Consider the following 23864-nt stretch of genomic DNA (forward strand, 5'->3'; position numbering starts at 1 on the left):
CGCGAACGCGGTGTGTCAGGCACGAAGTCATCAACTGGCACAACGCATTCGCGAGCAAGCTCGCTCCCACAGGGGGTGCGTTCAAGCCCGGGAGCCTAGCAGACGGTCGGTCTCAGGGACAGCTTGCGCGATTGACATTGTCTGGTAGAATCCGCGGCCTAATTACGTGCGGTATTCAACAATAGTGTTGGGTGGCGGCACGCTAGCCTGAGGAATACACCATGAAAGCTGATATCCACCCGGATTACCCAGTAGTTGCTGTTACCTGCAGCTGCGGCAACAAGTTCGAAACCCGTTCGACCTTCGGCAAAGCCCTGGCGATCGACGTTTGCAACGAGTGCCACCCGTTCTACACCGGTAAGCAGAAGACTCTGGACACCGGTGGTCGCGTTCAGAAGTTCGCCGACCGTTTCGGTGCCTTCGGCGCCAAGAAGTAAGATTGGTCATCCTGGAAAGCCTCTACGGTTTTTCAAGGCTGATGAAAAAGGCGTCCCTCGTGGGCGCCTTTTTTGTGTCTGCGATTTGGCTGTCCGGCGCCCAGGCGTTTTGCCCGGCGCCGGGCGGCCTGAGCAGCGTTGCGGTACAGCGTGTGGTCGACGGCGACACCCTGCGTCTGAACGATGGACGCAGCGTGCGGATGATCGGTCTCAACACCCCGGAACTGGGCAAGCAGGGCCGCAGTGACGAACCCTTCGCCGTGGCCGCGCGCAAGCGCTTGAAGCTTTGGTGGCGGACAGCGGCGGTCGAGTCGGTTTGCTGCCGGGCAAGCAGGCCAAAGACCATTACGGTCGCACCCTCGCGCATGTCTACAGTTCAAGCGGGGCCAATCTTGAAGCGCAAATGCTTGCAGAGGGTCTCGGTTTTCAAGTGGCGGTGGCACCGAATGTCGATCTGGTTGCCTGTCAGCAAGCCGCCGAACAGCGTGCACGACTCGCTGGGCGCGGGGTCTGGCGCCAATCGCCTGTACTGAAAGCGCAGCAGATCCGCACTTCGGGGTTCGCCTTGGTCAGTGGGCGTGTGAGCAAGGTTCAGCGCAATCGCGGCGGAATCTGGATCGAGTTGCAGGGCTCGGTTGTACTGCGCGTTGCGCCCAATCTGCTCGGACAATTCGACAGTGGCCGATTGCAGACGCTGAAGGGCAGGCAGGTCGAGGCTCGCGGCTGGGTCGTTGACCGTTCACGGCGTGGCGGGTTGAAGCCGGGTCAGCCGCGTTGGCTGCTGCCGTTGACCGATCCGTCGATGCTGCAAAGTGCGCGCTGAAGAAAAATTGTAGACATTTTTTCTATCGATTGTGAACAGTCCAGCCCTTGTGCGCCGTGGCTCTTGGCCCAAAGTCGTAGGACAGGGCGCTTGACAGGGGTGACCGCTCAGTCTTGTGGGGACTTTGCGAGGCGCGTATCCTCGCTGACCAGTCTGTCCAACAGTAAAAAGCGGAATGCCAAAATGTCTGATCTGAAAACTGCCGCTCTCGAATATCATGCCAATCCTCGTCCAGGGAAGCTGAGTGTCGAGCTCACCAAGGCCACTGCTACCGCCCGCGACCTGTCGCTGGCCTACAGCCCCGGCGTAGCTGAACCAGTGCGCGAGATCGCCCGCGATCCTGAACTGGCCTACAAATACACCGGCAAGGGCAACCTGGTTGCAGTCATTTCCGATGGCACCGCGATTCTGGGTCTGGGTAACCTCGGCCCACTGGCTTCCAAGCCGGTAATGGAAGGTAAAGGCGTACTGTTCAAGCGCTTCGCCGGCATCGACGTGTTCGACATCGAAGTCGACTCCGAAAGCCCGCAAGCTTTCATCGACACCGTAAAACGCATCTCCATCACCTTCGGTGGCATCAACCTGGAAGACATCAAGGCGCCTGAGTGCTTTGAGATCGAGCGCGCTCTGATCGAGCAGTGCGACATTCCGGTATTCCACGATGACCAGCATGGCACCGCGATCGTGACCGCAGCCGGCATGATCAACGCCCTGGAAATCGCCGGCAAAACCCTGCCGGAAGCCAAGATCGTCTGCCTCGGCGCTGGCGCTGCGGCCATCTCCTGCATGAAGTTGCTGGTGAGCATGGGCGCAAAAATCGAAAACATCTTCATGGTTGACCGTACCGGTGTGATCCACTCCGGCCGTGACGACCTGAACCAGTACAAAGCGGTATTCGCTCACGCCACCGACAAGCGCAGCCTGGCTGACGCTCTGCAAGGCGCTGATGTGTTCGTCGGTCTGTCCGGTCCGAACCTGCTGAGCGCTGAAGGCCTGCTGTCGATGGCAGCCAACCCGATTGTCTTTGCCTGCTCGAACCCGGATCCGGAAATCTCCCCGGAACTGGCGCACGCCACCCGCAGCGACGTGATCATGGCCACCGGTCGTTCCGACTACCCGAACCAGGTCAACAACGTTCTGGGCTTCCCGTTCATCTTCCGTGGTGCCCTGGACGTTCGCGCCAAGCGCATCAACGAAGAAATGAAAGTGGCTGCGGCCAACGCCCTGCGCGAACTGGCCAAACTGCCAGTGCCACAGGACGTGTGCGACGCCTACGGTGGTGCGCCGCTGGAATTCGGCCGTGAGTACATCATTCCGAAGCCAATGGACAAGCGCCTGATCACCCTGATCTCCGACGCTGTGGCCAAAGCCGCGATCGAGACCGGTGTGGCCACCCTGCCGTATCCGAAGAACTACCCGCTGAAAAGTGTGGATGACGTGTTCAACGGCTAAGCCGTTGTAGCGCTCCAACCAAAAGCCCCGGCTCGTCATGAGTCGGGGCTTTTTGTTGGCAGATCAAAAGATCGCAGCACCGCAGCTTCTACAGGAGGAGCGCATTCCAAACGTCGGAGCTGCCGCAGGTTCGGGCCGCGTTCGGACGATCTTTTGATCTTGATCTTCAGGCAATAAAAAGCCCCGCTCTTCTCTCGAAGGCGGGGCTTTTCAATGACGCTGGATCAGAACAGATCGATCGGCGCCTGCTCATCCGCTGGCAGCGGGCTGCCCGGTACGGCACCGTTGCCCAGTTCATTCACCGAAGGCGGCGTGTCTTCGGCCTTGAACAGCTCGAAGTAGGCACCCGGTGTGCTCGGGGTGGCGGCACGACCGCTGACCGGATCCACCCGCAGGCTGAGGATGCCTTCCGGCTCAGGCTGCACATGCGGCGGCTTGTCCTTCAGTGCCGCCGACATGTAGTTCATCCAGATCGGCAACGCCACGGTGCCACCGAACTCGCGGCGACCGAGACTTTCCGGCTGGTCGAAGCCGGTCCACACGGTGGTCACGTAATCCGCGTTGTAACCGGAGAACCACGCATCCTTCGATTCGTTGGTGGTACCGGTCTTGCCCGCGATGTCGCTGCGACCCATGGCCAGCGCGCGGCGGCCGGTGCCGAGCTTGATCACGTCCTGCAGCATGCTGTTGAGGATGTACGTGGTGCGGCCATCGACAATTCGCTCAGCCACCGCAGGCGTTTGTGGCGCAGTCGCAACGCCCGGGGCTTCACCCGGAGCCGCGGCGGCGTTGACAGTAATCGGCTGAGGCGTCGGCGCGGCGATGCCATCGGTCGCCGAGCCGCCCTGTGGCACGGTCGGCGGGTTGGCGACGAACAGCGTGTCGCCGTTGCGGCTTTCGATCTTGTCGATGATGTACGGGGTGATCTTGTAGCCGCCGTTGGCGAAAGTGCTCCAGCCGGTAGCGATCTCCATCGGGGTCAGGGTCGCGGTGCCCAGTGCCAGCGACAGGTTCGGCGGCAGGTCCTGCTTGTTGAAACCGAAGCGGGTGATGTAGTCGATGGTCTTGCCGACACCCATCGCCTGCAACAAACGGATCGACACCAGGTTACGCGACTTGTACAGCGCCTCGCGCAAGCGGATCGGGCCGAGGAAGGTGTTGGTGTCGTTCTTCGGCCGCCAGACTTTGTCCAGGTACTCGTCGACGAACACGATCGGGGCGTCGTTGACCAGGGTCGCGGCGGTGTAACCGCTGTCCAGCGCAGCGCTGTAGACGAACGGCTTGAAGCTCGAACCCGGCTGACGCTTGGCCTGCAGGGCGCGGTTGTAGTTGCTCTGTTCGAAGGCGAAACCACCGACCAGCGAGCGAATCGCGCCGTTCTGTGGATCCAGCGACACCAGCGCGCCTTGCGCCTGCGGGATCTGGCTGAACTTCAGCGAATTGTTCGGCTGACGCTGCACGCGAATCAGGTCGCCGACCTGCGCCACGTCCGACGGCTGACGCGGTGCGGCGCCCATGCTGTTGGTATTGAGGAACGGGCGCGCCCATTTCATGGTGTCCCAGGCGACGTGCTCTTCGCCGGTACGGGTCAGTACCTGCAAGCCATTCTTGTCGACCTGGGTGACGATGGCCGGCTCCAGGCTGCTGATGGTGCGCTGCTTGGTCAGTTCGGTGGCCCACGCTTCGTGAGTCTTGCCCGGCAGGCGCGACTCGGGGCCACGGTAGCCGTGACGCTGGTCGTAGGTCATCAGGCCTTCGTGCAACGCGGTGTTGGCCATTTCCTGCAGGTTGCTCGGCACGGTGGTGGTGACGCGGAAACCTTCTGTGTAGGCGTCGCTGCCATAGCGGCCGACCATTTCCGCACGGGCCATCTCGGCGATGTACGGTGCGTTCACTTCCGGGGTCGGTACGTGATAGCTGGCGTTCAGCGGCTCGTTGATCGCGGCGGTGTAGTCGGCTTCGGAAATTTTTCCAAGCTTGTACATGCGGCCGAGGATCCAGTCGCGGCGTTCCTTGCTGCGCGCCGGGTTGGCCAGCGGGTTGAAGCGCGACGGGGCTTTTGGCAGGCCGGCGATCATTGCCATCTGCGCCAGGCTGACGTCGCGGATCGACTTGCCGTAATACACCTGAGCCGCCGCCTCGATGCCATAGGCGCGGTTACCCAGATAAATCTTGTTTACGTACAGCTCAAGGATCTCGTCCTTGGTCAACTGCCGTTCGATCTGCAGGGCCAGGAGAATCTCGGTGGTTTTGCGCGAGAAGCTGCGTTCGCTGGTCAGGAAGAAGTTCTTCGCCACCTGCATGGTGATGGTGCTGCCGCCGGACTGGATGTGCCCGCTTTTGACCAGTTGGGTCGCGGCACGCATCAGGCTGCTAGGATCGACGCCATAGTGGTTGGCGAAATTGTCGTCTTCAGCACTTAGTAACGCATTAATGAAATTGGGCGGAATGTCGGCGAAACGGATCGGAGTGCGGCGCATTTCGCCAAATTCTGCGATCAACTTGTTGTCGCTGCTGTAGACCCGCAGCGGAATCTGCAACTGAATGCTTCTCAGCGCCTCCACAGACGGCAAACCCGGACTAAGGTAAAGAAACGCGCCGCTGAGACCTAAAAGCAGTCCGCAGAAAACGGCGACGATGGACCAACCGAAAAATTTCAGCAGACGAATCAAGGCTTTTGGGCATCCAGGGCAAAGAATGAATGTGGCGACAGGGTTCCGGTAACACACGGAACAGCCTGGGCCGGCAGTAAAAAGCGGAAAAAAACGCTGGGCATTATAAGCACTTTTCTGCTGGGGGCGTCATTTGCGCTTCTGTCAAGGCGGGGTGAAGGAACGCAATGCGTATTACAGAGTCCGTAACTCACGGAAAGTCATAGGGAATTGGTAGTGCTGGGACTCTTCAATAAAAAGACCAATGCGTTACTGGGGATCGACATCAGCTCCACTTCGGTGAAGCTTTTGGAACTGAGCCGTCAGGGTGACCGCTACCGCGTCGAGGCCTACGCGGTTGAGCCGCTGCCGCCCAACGCCGTGGTTGAAAAGAACATCGCCGAGCTCGAAGGCGTGGGCAATGCCTTGTCCCGCGTGCTGGTCAAGGCGCGGACCGGCCTCAAAAGCGTGGCGGTGGCGGTGGCCGGTTCAGCGGTGATTACCAAGATCATCGAGATGGATGCCGGGCTGACCGATGACGAACTGGAAAACCAGCTCAAGATCGAGGCCGATCAATACATCCCCTATCCGCTGGACGAGGTCGCCATCGATTTCGAGGTCCAGGGTGTGTCGCCGCGCAACCCGGAGCGGGTCAACGTGCTGCTGGCCGCCTGTCGCAAGGAGAATGTCGAAGTGCGCGAGGCAGCGCTGGCGCTGGCCGGGCTGACTGCGCGCGTGGTCGACGTCGAGGCCTACGCGCTGGAACGCTCGTTCGGCCTGCTCGCCACTCAATTGGCCGCCTCGCAGGAGCGCCTGACTGTCGCCGTGGTGGACATCGGCGCCACCATGACCACCCTCAGCGTCCTGCACAACGGCCGCATCATCTATACCCGCGAGCAACTGTTCGGTGGCCGGCAACTGACCGAGGAAATCCAGCGCCGCTACGGTCTGACCGTCGAGCAGGCCGGACTGGCGAAAAAGCAGGGCGGTCTGCCGGATGACTATGTCAGCGAGGTGTTGCAGCCATTCCGTGACGCCCTGGTGCAGCAGGTCTCGCGCTCATTGCAGTTCTTTTTCGCCTCCGGGCAGTACCATTCGGTCGATCATATTCTGCTGGCCGGCGGCACAGCCTCGGTACCGGGGCTGGATCGCCTGATCGAGCAGCGTCTGGGCACCCCGACCCAGGTCGCCAACCCGTTTTCCGACATGTCCTTGAGCAGCAAGGTCAACGCCGGGGCCCTGGCCAGTGACGCGCCGGCCCTGATGATCGCCTGCGGGCTCGCGCTCAGGAGTTTCGACTGATGGCGCGGATCAACCTTCTCCCCTGGCGTGAAGAGCGCCGCGAAGAGCGGCGCAAGCGCTTCCTGCTGATTCTCATCGGGGTCTTCGTCGGCTCGGTGGGCGCGGTATTTATCGCCGATCAGGTCTTCAGTACCGCCATCGAGCGGCAGGCCGCACGCAATGCCTACATCGGCAAACAGATTGCCGTGGTCGACGAACGAATCAAGCAGATCAGCGAACTCAAGGCACGGCGCCAGCAACTGGTCGAGCGCATGCGCATCATCCAGGACTTGCAGGGCAACCGGCAGATCAGCGGGCGGATCTTCGACCAACTGGCGCGCACGCTGCCGGACGGGGTGTATTTCACCAGCGTGAAACTGGCCGGCAAGACGCTGTCGATCAGCGGCGCAGCGGAGTCGAACAATCGCGTTTCGGAGCTGATGCGCAATCTGGATGCCTCCGACTGGTTCGACGCGCCGAGTCTCAATGAAGTGAAAGCGACGACTGCCGGTCAGGTGGACCAGGCCAACGTCTTTCAGCTGACCGTTCGTCAGACCCAGCCGGCCGTGACGGAGGGCGACAAATGAAACCGTCCGAATGGCTGCAAAGTCTGCGCAATATCGACTTCAACGATCTGGACACCAGCAATATCGGCTCCTGGCCGGCCGCGGTGAAAAGCATCGCGGGCGTGTTCCTGGCGGTGCTGGTGCTGGCGCTTGGCTACAACTTTTTCATCAGCGACATGGAAAACCAGCTGGAAGCCAGGCGTCAGGAAGAAGACACCTTGAAAGAGCAATTCGCCAGCAAGGCGCGCATGGCCGCCAACCTGGAGTTGTACACCCAGCAGATGAAGGAGATGGAAAACACTTTTGGCGTGCTCCTGCGGCAGTTGCCCAGCGACACCGAAGTCCCGGGATTACTCGAAGACATCACCCGCACCGGGCTGGGCAGCGGTCTCGAATTCGAAGAGATCAAACTGCTGCCGGAAGTGACTCAGCCGTTCTACATCGAGTTGCCGATCCAGATCACCGTCACCGGGGCTTACCACGACCTTGCGACGTTCGTCAGTGGGGTTGCCGGGTTGCCACGGATCGTCACCTTGCACGATTTCGAACTGGCACCTGCCAGCCCCGACGGCGGGACGAAGCTGCGTATGAACATCCTCGCCAAGACATACCGCTACAACGACAAGGGGTTGGACAAATGACCCCGTTTCGTTTTTTCGCCCTGTCAGTGCTGTTGTTCGGCCTCAGTGGTTGCGGCAGCAGTGACGAGTTCAGTGACCTCGACGCTTACATGAACGAAGTACGTCTGCGGCCGGCCGGCCGGATCGAGCCGACGCCGACGTTTCATTCCTATCCCACGTTCACCTACAGCGCGGCCAACCTGCGCAGCCCGTTCTCGCGTCAGGTGCGAGTCGATCTGGCCGGGCACCAGCGCGGCTCGCGTAACGTCAAACCCGACCCCAACCGGGTCAAGCAATACCTCGAAGGTTTCAACATCGAGCAGTTTGAAATGGTCGGCACGATCTCCAATGCCTCCGGCTCCTTTGCGTTGCTGCGTGGGGCGGGCGGTGTGCATCGGTTGAAAGTCGGCGACTACCTGGGGCGCAACGATGGGCGCATTGTCGCTATCAGCGCCACTCAGGTCGATGTGGTCGAGATCGTGCCCGACGGCGAAGGCGCCTGGCTGGAACGTCCGCGAACCATTCCTTTGAAAGAGCACTCATAGTGGAAGTCGAACAATGAACAGGATTTTCTCCACCCTCGGTTTTTCGCTATGGATAGCGCTGCTTTCACCGATGGTTCAGGCGGCCAGTCTCCAGGCGCTGGATGTTGCGGCGTTACCGGGTGACCGTATCGAGTTGAAGCTGGCGTTTGACGGCCCGCCACCGCAACCCAAGGGCTACACCACCGAATCGCCGGCGCGAATCGCCCTGGATCTGCCGGGTGTCGCCAGCCAACTGACGAACAAGACCCGCGATCTGGGCAGCGGCAACGCCCGCAGTGCGACAGTGGTCGAAGCCAGCGACCGTACGCGTCTGATCATCAATCTGACGCAACTGACGCCGTATACCTCACGGGTCGAGGGCAACAATCTGTTCGTGGTGGTCGGGCAGGGCGCCAAGCCTGCTGCGCCAAGGCCTGCCGCTGCTGCGCCGCGACCGGTTGCGGCTCCGGCGAAGGCTTACACCCCTGCCGCCAAAACCATTCGTGGCGTCGATTTCCAGCGCGGTACTGCAGGGGAGGGGAACGTGGTCATCGACCTTTCCGACCCGACCATCGCCCCCGACATCCAGGAGCATGACGGCAAGATCATTCTCAGCTTTGCCCGCACCCAGTTGCCCGACAGGCTGCGGGTACGCCTCGACGTCAAGGACTTCGCCACCCCGGTGCAGTTCGTCAATGCCGCCGCCACTGGCGATCGTGCGGTCATCACCGTCGAACCCAGCGGCACGTTCGACTATTCCACCTACCAGACCGATAACAAGCTGACCGTCAGCATTCGCCCGATGACCGTCGATGATCTGCAAAAGCGCAATGCCGACCGCAACAGCTACAGCGGCGAAAAGCTTTCGCTGAATTTCCAGGACATCGACGTGCGCTCGGTGCTGCAACTGATCGCCGATTTCACCAACCTCAATCTGGTGGCCAGCGATACGGTGCAGGGCGGGATCACCTTGCGTCTGCAGAACGTGCCGTGGGACCAGGCGCTGGATCTGGTGCTGAAGACCAAGGGGCTGGATAAACGCAAGATCGGCAACGTGTTGCTGGTGGCGCCGGCCGACGAAATCGCCGCCCGCGAACGCCAGGAACTGGAATCGCAGAAGCAGATCGCTGAGTTGGCACCGCTGCGTCGCGAGCTGCTGCAAGTGAACTACGCCAAAGCGGCGGACATTGCCAAGCTGTTCCAGTCGGTCACCAGCGCCGAAGCGAAAATCGATGAACGCGGCTCGATCACGGTCGATGAACGGACCAACAACATCATTGCCTACCAGACCCAGGATCGCCTCGACGAACTGCGGCGGATCGTGGCGCAGCTGGATATCCCGGTGCGTCAGGTGATGATCGAAGCGCGGATCGTCGAAGCCAACGTTGATTACGACAAGAGCCTGGGCGTGCGCTGGGGCGGTTCGATCCAGAACAAGGGCAACTGGAACACCTCCGGGGTCAGTAACGGCACCTCGACCACCATCGGCACACCGGGCAGTACCAGCACCAACTCGCCGTTCGTCGACATGGGCACGGTCGGTAACACATCCGGGATCGGCATCGCTTTTATCACCGACAATGTGTTGCTCGATCTTGAGCTGACCGCCATGGAAAAGACCGGCAATGGTGAAATCGTCTCCCAGCCGAAAGTGGTTACCTCCGACAAGGAGACCGCGAAAATCCTCAAAGGCACCGAGATTCCGTACCAGGAAGCCAGTTCCAGCGGTGCGACGTCGGTGTCGTTCAAGGAGGCTTCGCTGTCGCTGGAAGTGACGCCGCAGATCACCCCCGACAACCGCATCATCATGGAGGTCAAGGTCACCAAGGACGAACCGGACTACCTGAACAAGGTGCAGGATGTGCCGCCGATCAAGAAGAACGAAGTCAACGCCAAAGTACTGGTAAACGACGGTGAGACCATCGTGATTGGGGGCGTTTTCTCAAATACTCAAAGCAAGGTCGTAGATAAGGTGCCATTTCTTGGCGATGTGCCGTATCTTGGCCGCCTTTTCCGGCGTGATGTGGTTTCGGAGAAAAAATCCGAGCTGCTGGTATTTCTCACTCCGCGTATCATGAATAACCAGGCGATTGCTGTGAGTCGTTGATTCTGTGCGAAATTTGATTCTTGTAGGACCGATGGGCGCTGGAAAAAGCACCATCGGCCGGTTGCTGGCCAAAGAGCTGCGCCTGCCGTTCAAAGATTCCGACAAGGAAATTGAACTGCGCACGGGCGCCAATATCCCGTGGATCTTCGACAAGGAAGGCGAGCCCGGCTTTCGTGACCGTGAGCAGGCGATGATCGCCGAGCTGTGCGCGTTCGACGGCGTGGTGCTGGCGACCGGTGGCGGCGCGGTGATGCGTGATGCCAACCGCAAGGCCCTGCACGCGGGCGGACGGGTGGTGTATCTGCACGCCTCCGTCGAGCAGCAGGTCGGGCGTACGTCGCGCGATCGCAATCGTCCTTTGCTGCGCACCGCCGATCCGGCGAAAACCCTGCGAGACCTGCTGGAGATCCGCGATCCGCTCTATCGGGAGATCGCCGATCTGGTGGTGGAAACCGACGAACGGCCACCGCGCATGGTAGTGCTCGATATTCTCGACCGTCTGGCACAGCTTCCACCCCGTTAAAGCGCCGCCCGAAATGCGCTATCCTCGGCGTCCGGTCACCGCCGTCGAGGTTGTGGCGGATGGCGTGCGAGCGGCGTCACATCAGCTAAAGGTCGCGGACATCCAATAATTCAAGGCAGGACGCCTGCTTCCATCTTCACTGTGGGGACACATGCAGACACTCAAGGTCGATCTAGGCGAGCGCAGCTACCCGATTCATATTGGCGAAGGTTTGTTGGATCAGCCCGAGTTGCTGGCGCCGCATATCCACGGGCGGCAGGTGGCAATCATCTCCAACGAGACCGTGGCGCCGCTCTATCTCGAACGTCTGACCCGCAGCCTTGCGCCGTTCTCGGTGATTTCCGTGGTGTTGCCGGACGGCGAAGCCTTCAAGAACTGGGAAACCCTGCAACTGATCTTCGACGGCCTGCTGACCGCCCGTCACGACCGTCGAACCACGATCATCGCCCTCGGCGGCGGGGTCATCGGTGACATGGCCGGTTTTGCCGCCGCCTGCTACCAGCGCGGCGTCGATTTCATCCAGATTCCTACCACGCTGCTGTCCCAGGTCGATTCGTCGGTGGGTGGCAAGACCGGTATCAACCATCCTTTGGGCAAGAACATGGTTGGCGCGTTCTATCAGCCGAACGTCGTGCTGATCGATACCGCATCGCTGAAAACCCTGCCGGCGCGTGAGCTGTCGGCCGGTCTGGCCGAAGTCATCAAGTACGGGCTGATCTGCGACGAGCCGTTCCTGAGCTGGCTTGAAGAAAACATCGACGCCCTGCGCGCACTGGATCAGAAGGCCCTGACCTACGCCATCGAGCGTTCCTGCGCGGCCAAGGCTGCGGTGGTCGGTGCCGATGAGAAGGAAACCGGCGTGCGTGCCACGCTCAACCTCGGCCACACCTTCGGCCACGCCATCGAGACCCACATGGGCTATGGTGTCTGGTTGCATGGTGAGGCGGTCGCCGCTGGCACCGTGATGGCGCTGGACATGTCCGCGCGCCTGGGCTGGATCAGCGAACAGGAACGTGATCGCGGCATTCGTCTGTTCCAGCGTGCCGGTCTGCCGGTGATCCCGCCGGAAGAAATGACCGAAGCCGATTTTCTCGAACACATGGCAATTGATAAAAAAGTGATCGACGGTCGTCTGCGCCTGGTGCTGCTGCGCCGGATGGGCGAAGCGGTGGTGACCGCCGATTATCCGAAAGAGGTTCTACAGGCCACGCTGGGAGCGGATTACCGCGCTCTGGCTCAGCTTAAAGGTTAATAAGATTCCGATGACTAGTTTGCATGCCGACGAGGCGTTCCTCGGCCATTTCCAGTTAAGTCACGACCCTTTCGCGCCGCGGGTGCCGGGCTTCAAATTCTTCCCGGCCCAGCGCAAGCCGGTGCTGGGGCAACTGCACCATCTGGCGCGTTACAGCCAGTTGCTGCTGGTGGTCACTGGCCCGCAAGGCAGCGGCAAGACCCTGCTGCGCCAGGCGCTGGTAGCCAGCACCAACAAGCAATCGGTGCAAAGCGTTGTGGTATCGGCCCGTGGAGCGGGCGATGCCGCCGGCGTGCTGCGTCAGGTTGCTCAGGCGCTGGATGTTGGGCAGGCCGAGGTCGGCGCGATTCTGGCGCAAGTGGTGCAGTTGGCGCTGACCGGGCAGGAAGTCTATCTGTTGGTGGATGACGCCGAGCAGCTCGACGAATCTGCGCTCGAAGCGCTGATGGCGCTGGGTGCCGGTGCACCGGAAGGGCGTCCGCACGTGTTCCTGTTCGGTGAATCGTCGCTGATCGCGCAGCTCGAGGCCTTGCACCTTGAGGAAGAGCGCTTCCACGTCATCGAATTGCAGCCGTACACCGAAGAAGAGACCCGCGAATATCTCGACCAACGGCTCGAAGGTGCGGGCCGGGGTGTCGAACTTTTTACCGCGGATCAGATCTCTGAGATTCACGAAAGCTCGGAGGGTTGGCCTGGCAACATCAACCAGGTCGCTCGCGATGCACTGATCGAAGTCATGATTGCCAGCCGCTCTGCGGTCAAGCGTCCAAGTATGGGGTTCAACATGCCGAAGAAACACGTATTGGCGATTTCCGCCGTCGTTGTGGTCGCGGTCGCCGCCGCCTGGCTGATGCCGGGTCGCAACAAGGCACCAACCACCGGCGCACCTGCCAACGAACAGGCACAACTGCCGTTGGGCCAAGGCGCCAAGGGTGGCGCGCCGAACGTCGAGTTCGCCGGCAATACCCAGCCGATGCCGCTGCCGCTGGTCGGTAACTCGCAGCCGGTGATGCGCGGCCCGTTGGCTGAGGCCGCAGGCGGCATCACCGAAGGTGACGATGGCGTGCCGGTTGAAGGTTCCAGCGCGACGCCGCCAACCGTAACGACTTCCGCACCACCGGCAGGTGTTCCGGCCGGTCCAGCGCCGACGCCAGTGCCTGTTCCGGCGGCCAAGCCGACCCCGGCACCGACTCAGGTCGCCACCGCCAAGCCTGCTCCGGCAGCGCCAGCGGCCAAACCGGCCCCGGCGCCGGCCAAGCCTGTTGCTGCCGCCAAACCGGCCGAGAAGCCGGTTACCGTGGCCAAGGCTGCCGGTGGCAGCTGGTACGCCGGTCAGCCGACCAGCAACTATGTGGTGCAGATCCTCGGCACCAGCTCCGAAGCGACCGCGCAAAACTTCGTCAAGGAGCAGGGCGGCGAGTACCGTTATTTCAAGAAAGTCCTCAACGGCAAGCCACTCTACGTGATCACCTACGGCAACTTCGCCAATCGTGATGCAGCCGTTTCTGCCATCAAGGCCTTGCCAGCGAAGGTTCAGGCTGGTAAACCTTGGCCTCGCACTGTCGCCAGCGTCCAACAGGAACTGGCAACAACTCGCTGAAGATTCGGCGGTCTTACCCAGGCCGCCTCTCCAAGCACCTCAAAATTTCTACAAGTGCGCGCCGCCCCTACGGGTCGCGTGCCTTGTGGTGTCTGCGTCACAGTAGTCTTTGAGTCGTTGCAGTCAGAATTAAAAAAAGTTTTGACTAGCACAGCAGATCGCTTTAAACCTTTCACAAATGCGACATGAATTTGCGACATTTCGTCGTCAAATTTGTGAGCGTCTGTGTCGCTGTGTACAATGACCACCCTTTTGCCCCCGCAAAGCCGGCGTACGTTCGGCGCGGCAAGCAAGTGGTTGAATTGAAAAGAAATTTGCCTCGTAAAGAGGCAGCCTGGTGAGAAAGTGTCTATGAAAGCAGGTCTGTACCAACCAGATGAATTCAAGGATAACTGCGGTTTCGGCCTGATAGCCCATATGCAGGGCGAGCCCAGTCATACCCTTTTGCAAACGGCCATCGAGGCCCTGACCTGCATGACCCACCGCGGTGGGATTAATGCCGACGGCAAGACCGGTGACGGTTGCGGTCTGCTGATTCAAAAGCCTGACGCGTTCCTGCGGGCGATGGCCCAGGAAAACTTCAGCGTCGAGCTGCCCAAGCAATATGCCGTGGGCATGGTCTTCTTCAATCAGGATCCGGTCAAGGCCGAAGCCGCTCGCGAGAACATGAACCGCGAGATCCTCGCTGAAGGCCTGCAACTGATCGGCTGGCGCAAAGTGCCGATCGACACCAGCGTCCTCGGCCGCCTGGCCCTTGAGCGTCTGCCGCAAATCGAGCAGGTGTACATCGGCGGTGAAGGCCTGAGCGATCAGGACATGGCGGTCAAGCTGTTCAGCGCCCGTCGTCGCTCGTCGGTGGCCAACGCCGCCGACACCGACCACTACATCTGCAGCTTTTCGCACAAGACCATCATCTATAAAGGTTTGATGATGCCGGCCGACCTGGCCGCGTTCTATCCGGACCTGGGTGACCAGCGCCTGCAAACCGCAATCTGCGTGTTCCACCAGCGCTTCTCCACCAACACCCTGCCGAAATGGCCGCTGGCCCAGCCATTCCGCTTCCTCGCGCACAACGGCGAGATCAACACCATTACCGGTAACCGCAACTGGGCGCAGGCCCGTCGGACCAAGTTCACCAACGATCTGATGGATCTGGAAGAACTCGGGCCGCTGGTCAACCGTGTCGGTTCCGACTCCTCGAGCATGGACAACATGCTCGAATTGATGGTCACCGGTGGCATCGACCTGTTCCGTGGCGTGCGGATGATCATTCCGCCAGCGTGGCAGAACGTTGAAACCATGGACCCGGATCTGCGAGCGTTCTACGAGTACAACTCGATGCACATGGAGCCGTGGGACGGCCCGGCTGGCGTGGTAATGACCGACGGTCGTTACGCGGTGTGCCTGCTCGACCGTAACGGTCTGCGTCCGGCGCGCTGGGTCACCACCACCAACGGCTTCATCACCGTTGCGTCGGAAATCGGCGTCTGGAATTACCAGCCGCAAGACGTGATCGCCAAGGGCCGTGTCGGCCCGGGCCAGATCCTCGCCGTGGACACCGAAACCGGGCAGATCCTCGACACCGACGCAATCGACAACCGTCTGAAGTCCCGTCATCCGTACAAGCAATGGCTGCGCAAGAACGCCCTGCGTATCCAGGCGACCATGGAAGACAACGATCACGGTTCGGCGTTTTACGACGTCGATCAGCTCAAGCAATACATGAAGATGTATCAGGTCACGTTCGAAGAGCGTGATCAGGTGCTGCGTCCGCTTGGCGAACAAGGCTACGAAGCCGTGGGTTCGATGGGCGACGACACGCCAATGGCCGTGCTGTCGCAGCGCGTGCGTACGCCGTACGACTATTTCCGCCAGCAGTTCGCGCAGGTCACCAACCCGCCAATCGACCCGCTGCGTGAAGCGATCGTGATGTCGCTGGAAATCTGCCTCGGGGCCGAGCGCAACATCTTCCAGGAATCGCCGGAGCACGCCTCGCGCGTGATCCTCAGCTCGCCAGTGATCTCGCCGGCCAAGTGGCGCTCGCTGATGAACCTCGACCGCCCGGGTTTCGAGCGGCAGATCATCGACCTCAACTACGACGAAAGCGTCGGCCTCGAAGCGGCGATCCGCAACGTTGCCGATCAGGCTGAAGAAGCCGTGCGTGCCGGGCGTACCCAGATCGTCCTGAGTGACCGCCATATTGCTCCGGGCAAGCTGCCGATCCACGCATCGCTGGCCACCGGCGCGGTGCACCACCGCCTGACCGAAAAAGGCCTGCGCTGCGACTCCAACATCCTCGTGGAAACCGCGACCGCCCGCGATCCGCATCACTTTGCGGTGCTGATCGGTTTCGGCGCCTCGGCGGTGTATCCGTTCCTGGCCTACGAAGTGCTGGGCGACCTGATCCGTACCGGTGAAGTGCTGGGTGACCTCTACGAGGTGTTCAAGAATTACCGCAAAGGCATCACCAAAGGTCTGTTGAAGATCCTGTCGAAGATGGGCATCTCGACCATCGCGTCCTATCGCGGTGCACAGCTGTTCGAAGCCATCGGTCTGTCCGAAGAAGTGTGCGAGCTGAGCTTCCGTGGTGTGCCGAGCCGCATCAAGGGTGCGCGTTTCGTCGACATCGAAGCCGAGCAGAAAGCACTGGCCACCGAAGCCTGGAGTCCGCGCAAGCCGATCCAGCAGGGCGGTCTGCTGAAGTTCGTCCACGGTGGCGAATACCACGCGTACAACCCGGACGTGGTCAACACTTTGCAAGCCGCCGTGCAGCAGGGTGACTACGCCAAGTTCAAGGAATACACCTCGCTGGTGGACAACCGTCCGGTGTCGATGATCCGTGACCTGTTCAAGGTCAAGACCCTCGATACGCCGCTGGACATCAGTGAAGTCGAACCGCTGGAATCGGTGCTCAAGCGCTTCGACTCCGCCGGTATCTCGCTGGGCGCCCTGTCGCCGGAAGCTCACGAAGCCCTGGCCGAAGCCATGAACCGCCTCGGTGCGCGTTCCAACTCCGGCGAAGGCGGCGAAGACCCGGCGCGCTACGGCACCATCAAGAGCTCGAAAATCAAGCAGGTCGCGACCGGCCGTTTCGGGGTCACTCCGGAATACCTGGTCAACGCCGAAGTGCTGCAAATCAAGGTCGCTCAGGGCGCCAAGCCGGGCGAGGGCGGGCAACTGCCGGGCGGTAAGGTCAACGGGTTGATCGCCAAGCTGCGTTACGCAGTGCCGGGCGTGACCCTGATTTCGCCACCGCCGCACCACGACATCTACTCGATCGAGGACTTGTCGCAGCTGATTTTCGACCTGAAACAGGTCAACCCGAAGGCGCTGGTCTCGGTGAAACTGGTAGCGGAAGCGGGCGTCGGCACCATCGCCGCCGGTGTGGCCAAGGCCTACGCGGACTTGATCACCATCTCCGGCTACGACGGTGGTACCGGTGCTTCGCCGCTGACCTCGATCAAATACGCGGGCGCTCCGTGGGAACTCGGCCTGGCTGAAACCCACCAGACCCTGCGCGGCAACGACCTGCGCGGCAAAGTCCGGGTGCAGACCGACGGTGGCCTGAAAACCGGCCTCGACGTGATCAAGGCCGCGATCCTCGGCGCCGAAAGCTTCGGCTTCGGTACTGCGCCGATGATCGCCCTGGGCTGCAAATATCTGCGTATCTGCCATCTGAACAACTGCGCCACCGGCGTCGCGACCCAGAACGAGAAGCTGCGCAAGGATCACTACATCGGCACCGTCGATATGGTGGTGAATTTCTTCACCTACGTCGCCGAAGAAACCCGTGAGTGGCTGGCCAAGCTCGGCGTGCGCTCGCTCGAAGAGCTGATCGGTCGCACCGATCTGCTGGAAGTCCTCGAAGGCCAGACCGCCAAGCAGCATCACCTGGATCTGACCCCCCTGCTGGGCAGCGATCACATCCCGGCGGACAAACCGCAATTCTGCGGCGTTGAGCGCAACCCGCCATTCGACCAGGGCCTGCTGGCCGAGAAAATGGTCGACATGGCGACGTCGGCGATCAATGACCTCAGCGGCGCCGAGTTCGACCTGGACATCTGCAACTGCGACCGTTCGATCGGTGCGCGGATCTCCGGCGAAATCGCGCGCAAGCACGGCAATCAGGGCATGGCCCATGCGCCGATCACCTTCCGCTTCAAAGGGACGGCCGGTCAGAGCTTCGGCGTGTGGAACGCCGGCGGTCTGAACATGTACCTGGAAGGCGACGCCAACGACTACGTCGGCAAAGGCATGACCGGCGGCAAACTGGTCATCGTGCCGCCGAAGGGCAGCGTCTATCAGACTCAGAACAGCGCCATCATCGGCAACACCTGCCTGTACGGCGCCACCGGCGGCAAGCTGTTTGCTGCCGGCACCGCAGGCGAGCGTTTTGCCGTGCGTAACTCCGGTGCCCACACGGTTGTGGAAGGCACTGGCGATCACTGCTGCGAGTACATGACCGGTGGTTTCGTCTGCGTCCTGGGCAAGACCGGTTACAACTTCGGCTCTGGCATGACCGGTGGTTTCGCCTACGTGCTCGACCAGGACAACACCTTCGTTGACCGGGTCAACCACGAACTGGTGGAAATCCAGCGGATCAGCGGCGAGGCGATGGAAGCCTACCGCAGCCACTTGCAGAACGTGCTGAACGAGTACGTCAAGGAAACCGAGAGCGAGTGGGGTCGTGAACTCGCCGAGAACCTTGATGACTACCTGCGTCGTTTCTGGCTGGTCAAGCCTAAGGCTGCCAACCTGAAATCGTTGCTTTCCAGCACTCGTGCCAACCCGCAGTGATATGCGCCTGAAGAGTTTGATGAGGTTTTAACAATGGCTGAACGTCTGAATAACGACTTCCAGTTCATCGATGTCGGGCGCAAGGATCCGAAGAAGAAACTGTTGCGTCAACGCAAGAAAGAGTTCGTCGAGATCTACGAACCGTTCAAACCCCAGCAGTCGGCCGACCAGGCCCACCGCTGCCTGGGTTGCGGCAACCCGTATTGCGAATGGAAGTGCCCGGTGCACAACTTCATTCCCAACTGGCTGAAGCTGGTGGCCGAGGGCAACATCCTCCAGGCCGCCGAGCTGTCGCACCAGACCAACACCCTGCCGGAAGTCTGCGGCCGGGTCTGCCCGCAGGATCGTCTGTGCGAGGGTGCCTGCACCCTCAACGACGGTTTCGGCGCGGTGACCATCGGTTCGGTCGAGAAATACATCACCGACACCGCATTCGCCATGGGCTGGCGCCCGGACATGTCCAAGGTCAAACCGACCGGCAAGCGTGTCGCAATCATCGGTGCCGGCCCGGCAGGTCTGGGCTGTGCTGACGTGCTGGTACGTGGCGGCGTGACCCCGGTGGTGTTCGACAAGAACCCGGAAATCGGCGGTCTGCTGACCTTCGGCATTCCCGAGTTCAAGCTTGAGAAGACCGTGCTGAGCAATCGCCGCGAAGTCTTCACCGGGATGGGCATCGAATTCCGCCTCAACACCGAGGTCGGCAAGGACGTGACCATGGAGCAACTGCTCGCCGAATACGATGCGGTGTTCATGGGCATGGGCACCTACACCTACATGAAGGGCGGCTTTGCCGGTGAGGATCTGCCGGGCGTCTACGACGCGCTGGACTTCCTGATCGCCAACGTCAACCGCAACCTGGGCTTTGAAAAGTCGCCGGAAGATTTCGTCGACATGAAAGGCAAGAAGGTTGTGGTGCTCGGTGGTGGCGACACGGCGATGGACTGCAACCGCACCTCGATCCGTCAGGGCGCCAAGTCGGTGACCTGCGCCTATCGTCGTGACGAAGCGAACATGCCCGGCTCGCGCAAAGAGGTGAAGAACGCCAAGGAAGAAGGCGTGAAATTCCTCTACAACCGTCAGCCGATCGCGATCGTCGGTGAAGACAAGGTCGAAGGCGTGAAGGTGGTCGAGACCCGTCTCGGCGAACCGGACGCCCGTGGCCGTCGCAGCCCCGAGCCGATCCCGGGCTCCGAAGAGATCATCCCGGCCGACGCCGTGGTCATCGCCTTCGGTTTCCGTCCAAGCCCGGCACCGTGGTTCGAACAGTTCGAAATCCAGACCGACAGCCAAGGCCGCGTCGTCGCGCCTGAGCAAGGTCAGTACAAGCACCAGACCAGCAACCCGAAAATCTTCGCCGGTGGCGACATGGTGCGCGGTTCCGACCTGGTGGTGACGGCGATCTTCGAAGGGCGCAATGCGGCTGAAGGGATCCTCGATTACCTGGGCGTCTAACTTCGGATCCTGAACCAAACGCAATAACCCTGTGGGAGCGAGCCTGCTCGCGAAAGCGGTCTGTCAGCAACTTCACTGTTGGATGTACCGGCCTATTCGCGAGCAGGCTCGCTCCCACAGTTGTTTCTCGGTGTTGCTGATAACGCATTTCCAACGCAATAAATTGACCCGATAGACAAAAGGCTGACCTGCATCCGTGCCTTTTGCGTCACGCTCTGAGAAAATGCCCGCACTTTTTTTTCCGGATGCCGACATGACTGCCCTGAAGAACGACCGTTTCCTCCGCGCCCTGCTCAAGCAACCCGTTGACGTCACCCCGGTGTGGATGATGCGCCAGGCCGGCCGCTACCTGCCTGAATACCGCGCCAGCCGTGCCCAGGCCGGTGATTTCATGAGCCTGTGCATGAATCCGGAATTCGCTTGCGAAGTCACGATGCAACCGCTCGACCGCTACCCGCAACTGGACGCGGCGATCCTGTTTTCCGACATCCTCACCATCCCCGATGCGATGGGCCAGGGCCTGTACTTCGAGACCGGTGAAGGTCCGCGCTTCAAGAAAGTCGTCAGCACCCTGGCCGACATCGACGCGTTGCCGATCCCTGATCCACACAAGGATCTCGGCTATGTGATGGACGCGGTCAGCACCATCCGCCGCGAGCTGAACGGCCGTGTGCCGCTGATCGGCTTCTCCGGCAGCCCGTGGACCTTGGCGACCTACATGGTCGAAGGCGGTTCGTCGAAAGACTTCCGCAAAACCAAGGCGATGCTCTACGACAACCCGCAAGCCATGCACCTGCTGCTGGATAAACTCGCGCAGTCGGTCACCAGCTACCTCAACGGCCAAATCCAGGCCGGCGCGCAAGCGGTGCAGATCTTCGATACCTGGGGTGGCAACCTGTCGGCGGCGGCGTATCAGGAATTCTCCCTGGCCTACATGAGGAAAATCGTCAGCGGCCTGGTTCGCGAACACGACGGGCGCAAGGTGCCGGTGATCCTCTTCACCAAGAACGGCGGCCTGTGGCTGGAAAGCATCGCCGAGGCCGGCGCCGACGCACTGGGTCTGGACTGGACCTGCGACATCGGCAATGCCCGCGCCCGTGTTGGCGACAAGGTCGCGCTGCAAGGCAACATGGACCCGACCGTGCTCTACGCCAAACCGGAAGCGATCCGCACTGAGGTCGGGCGCATTCTGGCCAGCTACGGCAAGGGCAGCGGCCACGTGTTCAACCTCGGCCACGGCATCACCCCAGAGGTCGATCCGGAGCATGCGGGCGCGTTCCTGCGTGCGGTGCACGAGTTGTCAGCGCAGTATCACGAGTGATCGACGCCCAATAAAAAAACGCCCGGCCAATGCCGGGCGTTTTTGTACAAGATCAAAAGATCGCAGCCTGCGGCAGCTCCTACATTGGGATTCGCGTTTCCCTGTAGGAGCTGCCGCAGGCTGCGATCTTTTGCTTTTAAGCTTTCACACCACCAAGTGGCGGCAACTTCGCCAGTTTCAACGCCACCAGCAGTGCCACCAGCAACAGCGCACCAATAAACAGGCCGATGCCATTCCAGCCGCCCAAATGCCAGAACACCCCACCCGCCGTCCCGGCAATGCTGGAGCCTGCGTAATAACTGAACAGGTACAACGACGACGCCTGGCCCTTGGCCTTGGTCGCGCGCCGGCCGATCCAGCTGCTCGCCACCGAGTGCGCGCCGAAGAAGCCGAACGTGAAGATCAGCATGCCGATGATCACCAGCAACAGCGGTGTGAACATCGTGAGCGCAAGGCCGGCGAACATCAGTGCGATGGTTGCCCACAGCACTTTACGGCGCCCCAGTTTGTCCGCCAGCGAGCCGATTTTGGCCGAACTGTAGATGCCCGACAGGTACACCACCGACAGCAAGCCGACGAACACCTGATCGAGGTTGTACGGCGCCGTCAGCAGGCGATAGCGATGTAGTTGAACAGAGTGACGAACGCGCCCATCAGCACAAAGGCTTCAAGAAACAGCAATGGCAGGCCGGCGTCGCGAAAGTGCATGGTGAAGCCGTCGAGCAGGCTGCGCGGATGCAGCGAGCGTGAGCGGAAGTTGCGCGATTCGGGGAGGATCTTCCAGAACACCGCCGCCGCGACCAGCGCCAGGCCGCCGATCACCAGCATCGCCGTGTGCCAGCTGACGAAGTCGATCAACACCCCGGTAATCAAGCGTCCGCTCATCCCGCCAATCGCGTTGCCGCCGATGTACAGGCCCATCGCCAGGCCGATGTGCTGCGGGTGGATCTCTTCGCTCAGATAGGTCATCGCCACCGCCGCCAGGCCGCTCAGCGACAGCCCGATCAGCGCGCGCATGATCAGCACGCCGTGCCAGCTCGGCATCATCGAACTGGCGATCGTGCACAATGCGGCGGCGAACAGTGCCGCGACCATCACCGGTTTGCGCCCGACGCGGTCGGAGATCGGCCCGGTGATCAGCAGACCGAAGGCCAGCATGCCGGTCGCCACCGACAGAATCAGGCTGCTCTGCGCCGCGTTGATTCCATACTCGTGGGACAGCAGCGGCATCATCGGCTGCACGCAATACAGCAAAGCGAAGGTCGCGAAGCCGCCACTGAACAGCGCGAGCACTGTGCGCATGAACATCGGCGTGCCTTTTTCGATGTAGATCTCCTGCAGCTCGGCGATCACATCGTCCGCCGCGGCAGGCGGAACTTCATGGGCAAGAGGGGCGGCGGCGGTTTTCACATCAGACCTCGGAGGGCACGGCCAGGCAGGCAATGAAAAAATCATATAGCTGGCTAATGTTTCTATCCAATATATTGTTCGACCTGTTTGATAGCTTTAACGACCTAATGGGGTGTCCATGGAATTGCGTCATCTGCGCTACTTCATCGCCGTCGCCGAAGAACTGCATTTCGGCCGCGCCGCACAGGTGCTGGGGATCTCTCAGCCACCGCTGAGCCAGCAGATTCAGGCGCTGGAGCAAGAGGTCGGCGCGCGGTTGTTCGAACGCACCAATCGTCGGGTCGAGCTGAGCGAGGCCGGCCGATTGTTTCTGCAGGAGGCGCGGCTGGTGCTGGCGCAGGTCGACAAAGCGGCGGACGTCGCCCGGCGTGCGCAACTCGGTGAACTGGGCGAATTGAAAATTGGCTTCACCTCGTCAGCGCCGTTCAACTCGACCATTCCACAGGCGATTTTTTTCGTTTCGCCAGCGCTTCCCGGCGGTGCACCTGAACCTGCGGGAGATGAGCAGCACCATGGTCGCGGACGCGCTGGTGGATGAGTCGATCGAAGTCGGCATCATGCGTCCGCTGGGTTTGCCGGATTCGCTGAGCGTGGTTGAGTTGATGCGCGAGCCCTTGGTGGCGGTGCTCAGCTCCAAGCATCCGCTGGCCCAAGGCAGTGAGGAGGGGCTGTTTCTCTCGGCTCTGGCGCTGGAGCCGTTCGTGTTCTTTCCGCGCAGCTACGGCAGCGGGCTGTATGCGCAACTGCTCAGTCTGGCCCGCGATGCCGGGTTCAGCCCGCATTTTGCCCAGGAGGCCGGTGAGGCGATGACCATCATCGGATTGGTCGCGGCGGGGCTTGGGGTTTCGGTATTGCCGGCGTCCTACCAGCGGATGCGCATCGACGGCGTGGTCTATCGACCGCTGCTCGATCCGGAGGCGGTGTCGGCGGTGTGGCTGGTGCAGCGCAAGGATCAGAAATCGCCGATGGCCAAGGCGTTTGTCGAACTGCTGACGCGTAAAGTCGAACCTTCAAACGCTTGATTGCTGCGCAATAAAATCGCGAGCAG

At 61.1% G+C, this 23864-nt stretch carries 14 protein-coding genes and 3 pseudogenes; 15 read left to right on the top strand and 2 right to left on the bottom strand.

Annotated elements, in window-relative coordinates:
* The first annotated feature begins 221 nt into the window (after window positions 1-221).
* From rpmE to HT737_RS17775, 3 genes and pseudogenes are all read left to right on the top strand, one after another.
* Window positions 222-437, top strand: a complete 216-nt coding sequence (gene rpmE / locus HT737_RS17765; RefSeq protein WP_041074926.1) for a 50S ribosomal protein L31 — start codon at window positions 222-224, stop codon at window positions 435-437.
* A gap of 41 nt (window positions 438-478) precedes the next feature.
* Window positions 479-1260, top strand: a pseudogene (locus HT737_RS17770) (thermonuclease family protein).
* A gap of 183 nt (window positions 1261-1443) precedes the next feature.
* On the top strand, window positions 1444-2712 hold the full coding sequence (locus HT737_RS17775; protein WP_041074924.1) for a malic enzyme-like NAD(P)-binding protein: 1269 nt from the start codon (window positions 1444-1446) through the stop codon (window positions 2710-2712).
* Between the two features lie 224 nt (window positions 2713-2936).
* On the opposite strand, the gene HT737_RS17780 is transcribed toward HT737_RS17775, so the two are convergent.
* Window positions 2937-5381, bottom strand: coding sequence for a penicillin-binding protein 1A (locus HT737_RS17780; protein WP_374011182.1), 2445 nt, complete (start codon window positions 5379-5381; stop codon window positions 2937-2939).
* A gap of 219 nt (window positions 5382-5600) precedes the next feature.
* On the opposite strand from HT737_RS17780, the gene HT737_RS17785 reads away from it, so the two are divergent.
* From HT737_RS17785 to hemE, 11 genes are all read left to right on the top strand, one after another.
* Complete coding sequence (locus tag HT737_RS17785; RefSeq protein WP_047290890.1) at window positions 5601-6665, top strand: pilus assembly protein PilM; 1065 nt, start codon at window positions 5601-5603, stop codon at window positions 6663-6665.
* Window positions 6665-7231, top strand: coding sequence for a PilN domain-containing protein (locus tag HT737_RS17790; RefSeq protein WP_047290891.1), 567 nt, complete (start codon window positions 6665-6667; stop codon window positions 7229-7231). Before HT737_RS17785 ends, HT737_RS17790 begins: the two co-directional genes overlap by 1 nt.
* Window positions 7228-7851: a type 4a pilus biogenesis protein PilO gene (gene pilO, locus HT737_RS17795; protein WP_047290892.1), complete on the top strand. Its 624-nt coding sequence runs from the start codon at window positions 7228-7230 to the stop codon at window positions 7849-7851. The genes HT737_RS17790 and pilO overlap by 4 nt, the downstream gene beginning before the upstream one ends.
* Window positions 7848-8375 carry a pilus assembly protein PilP gene (locus HT737_RS17800; RefSeq protein WP_121183296.1) on the top strand — a complete coding sequence of 176 codons (528 nt, stop codon included), beginning with the start codon at window positions 7848-7850 and terminating at the stop codon, window positions 8373-8375. Before pilO ends, HT737_RS17800 begins: the two co-directional genes overlap by 4 nt.
* Window positions 8376-8388: 13 nt before the next feature.
* Entirely contained in the window at window positions 8389-10461 is a 2073-nt protein-coding gene (pilQ, locus tag HT737_RS17805; RefSeq protein WP_047290894.1) for a type IV pilus secretin PilQ, read from the top strand.
* A 4-nt stretch (window positions 10462-10465) separates the two neighbouring features.
* The gene (gene aroK, locus HT737_RS17810; RefSeq protein WP_027611316.1) at window positions 10466-10984 is read left to right on the top strand and encodes a shikimate kinase AroK; all 519 of its coding nucleotides are present in this window, start codon (window positions 10466-10468) and stop codon (window positions 10982-10984) included.
* A gap of 151 nt (window positions 10985-11135) precedes the next feature.
* On the top strand, window positions 11136-12236 hold the full coding sequence (aroB, locus tag HT737_RS17815; RefSeq protein WP_041074910.1) for a 3-dehydroquinate synthase: 1101 nt from the start codon (window positions 11136-11138) through the stop codon (window positions 12234-12236).
* A gap of 10 nt (window positions 12237-12246) precedes the next feature.
* Window positions 12247-13836 (top strand): AAA family ATPase, encoded by a 1590-nt coding sequence (locus tag HT737_RS17820; RefSeq protein ID WP_131670928.1) that lies wholly within the window; start codon window positions 12247-12249, stop codon window positions 13834-13836.
* A 351-nt stretch (window positions 13837-14187) separates the two neighbouring features.
* Entirely contained in the window at window positions 14188-18633 is a 4446-nt protein-coding gene (gene gltB, locus HT737_RS17825; RefSeq protein ID WP_182403480.1) for a glutamate synthase large subunit, read from the top strand.
* A gap of 33 nt (window positions 18634-18666) precedes the next feature.
* Window positions 18667-20085: an FAD-dependent oxidoreductase gene (locus tag HT737_RS17830; protein ID WP_007909438.1), complete on the top strand. Its 1419-nt coding sequence runs from the start codon at window positions 18667-18669 to the stop codon at window positions 20083-20085.
* Between the two features lie 253 nt (window positions 20086-20338).
* Window positions 20339-21406 (top strand): uroporphyrinogen decarboxylase, encoded by a 1068-nt coding sequence (hemE, locus tag HT737_RS17835; protein WP_182403482.1) that lies wholly within the window; start codon window positions 20339-20341, stop codon window positions 21404-21406.
* 136 nt (window positions 21407-21542) lie between these two features.
* Here hemE and HT737_RS17840 read toward each other — a convergent pair.
* Window positions 21543-22816, bottom strand: a pseudogene (locus HT737_RS17840) (MFS transporter).
* Window positions 22817-22934: 118 nt separating this feature from the next.
* Here HT737_RS17840 and HT737_RS17845 point away from each other — a divergent pair.
* Window positions 22935-23838 (top strand): annotated as a pseudogene (locus tag HT737_RS17845) (LysR substrate-binding domain-containing protein).
* The last annotated feature ends 26 nt before the right edge of the window (window positions 23839-23864 follow it).

This window comes from Pseudomonas sp. MD195_PC81_125 (assembly GCF_014060985.1).
Lineage (GTDB): Bacteria > Pseudomonadota > Gammaproteobacteria > Pseudomonadales > Pseudomonadaceae > Aquipseudomonas > Aquipseudomonas parakoreensis.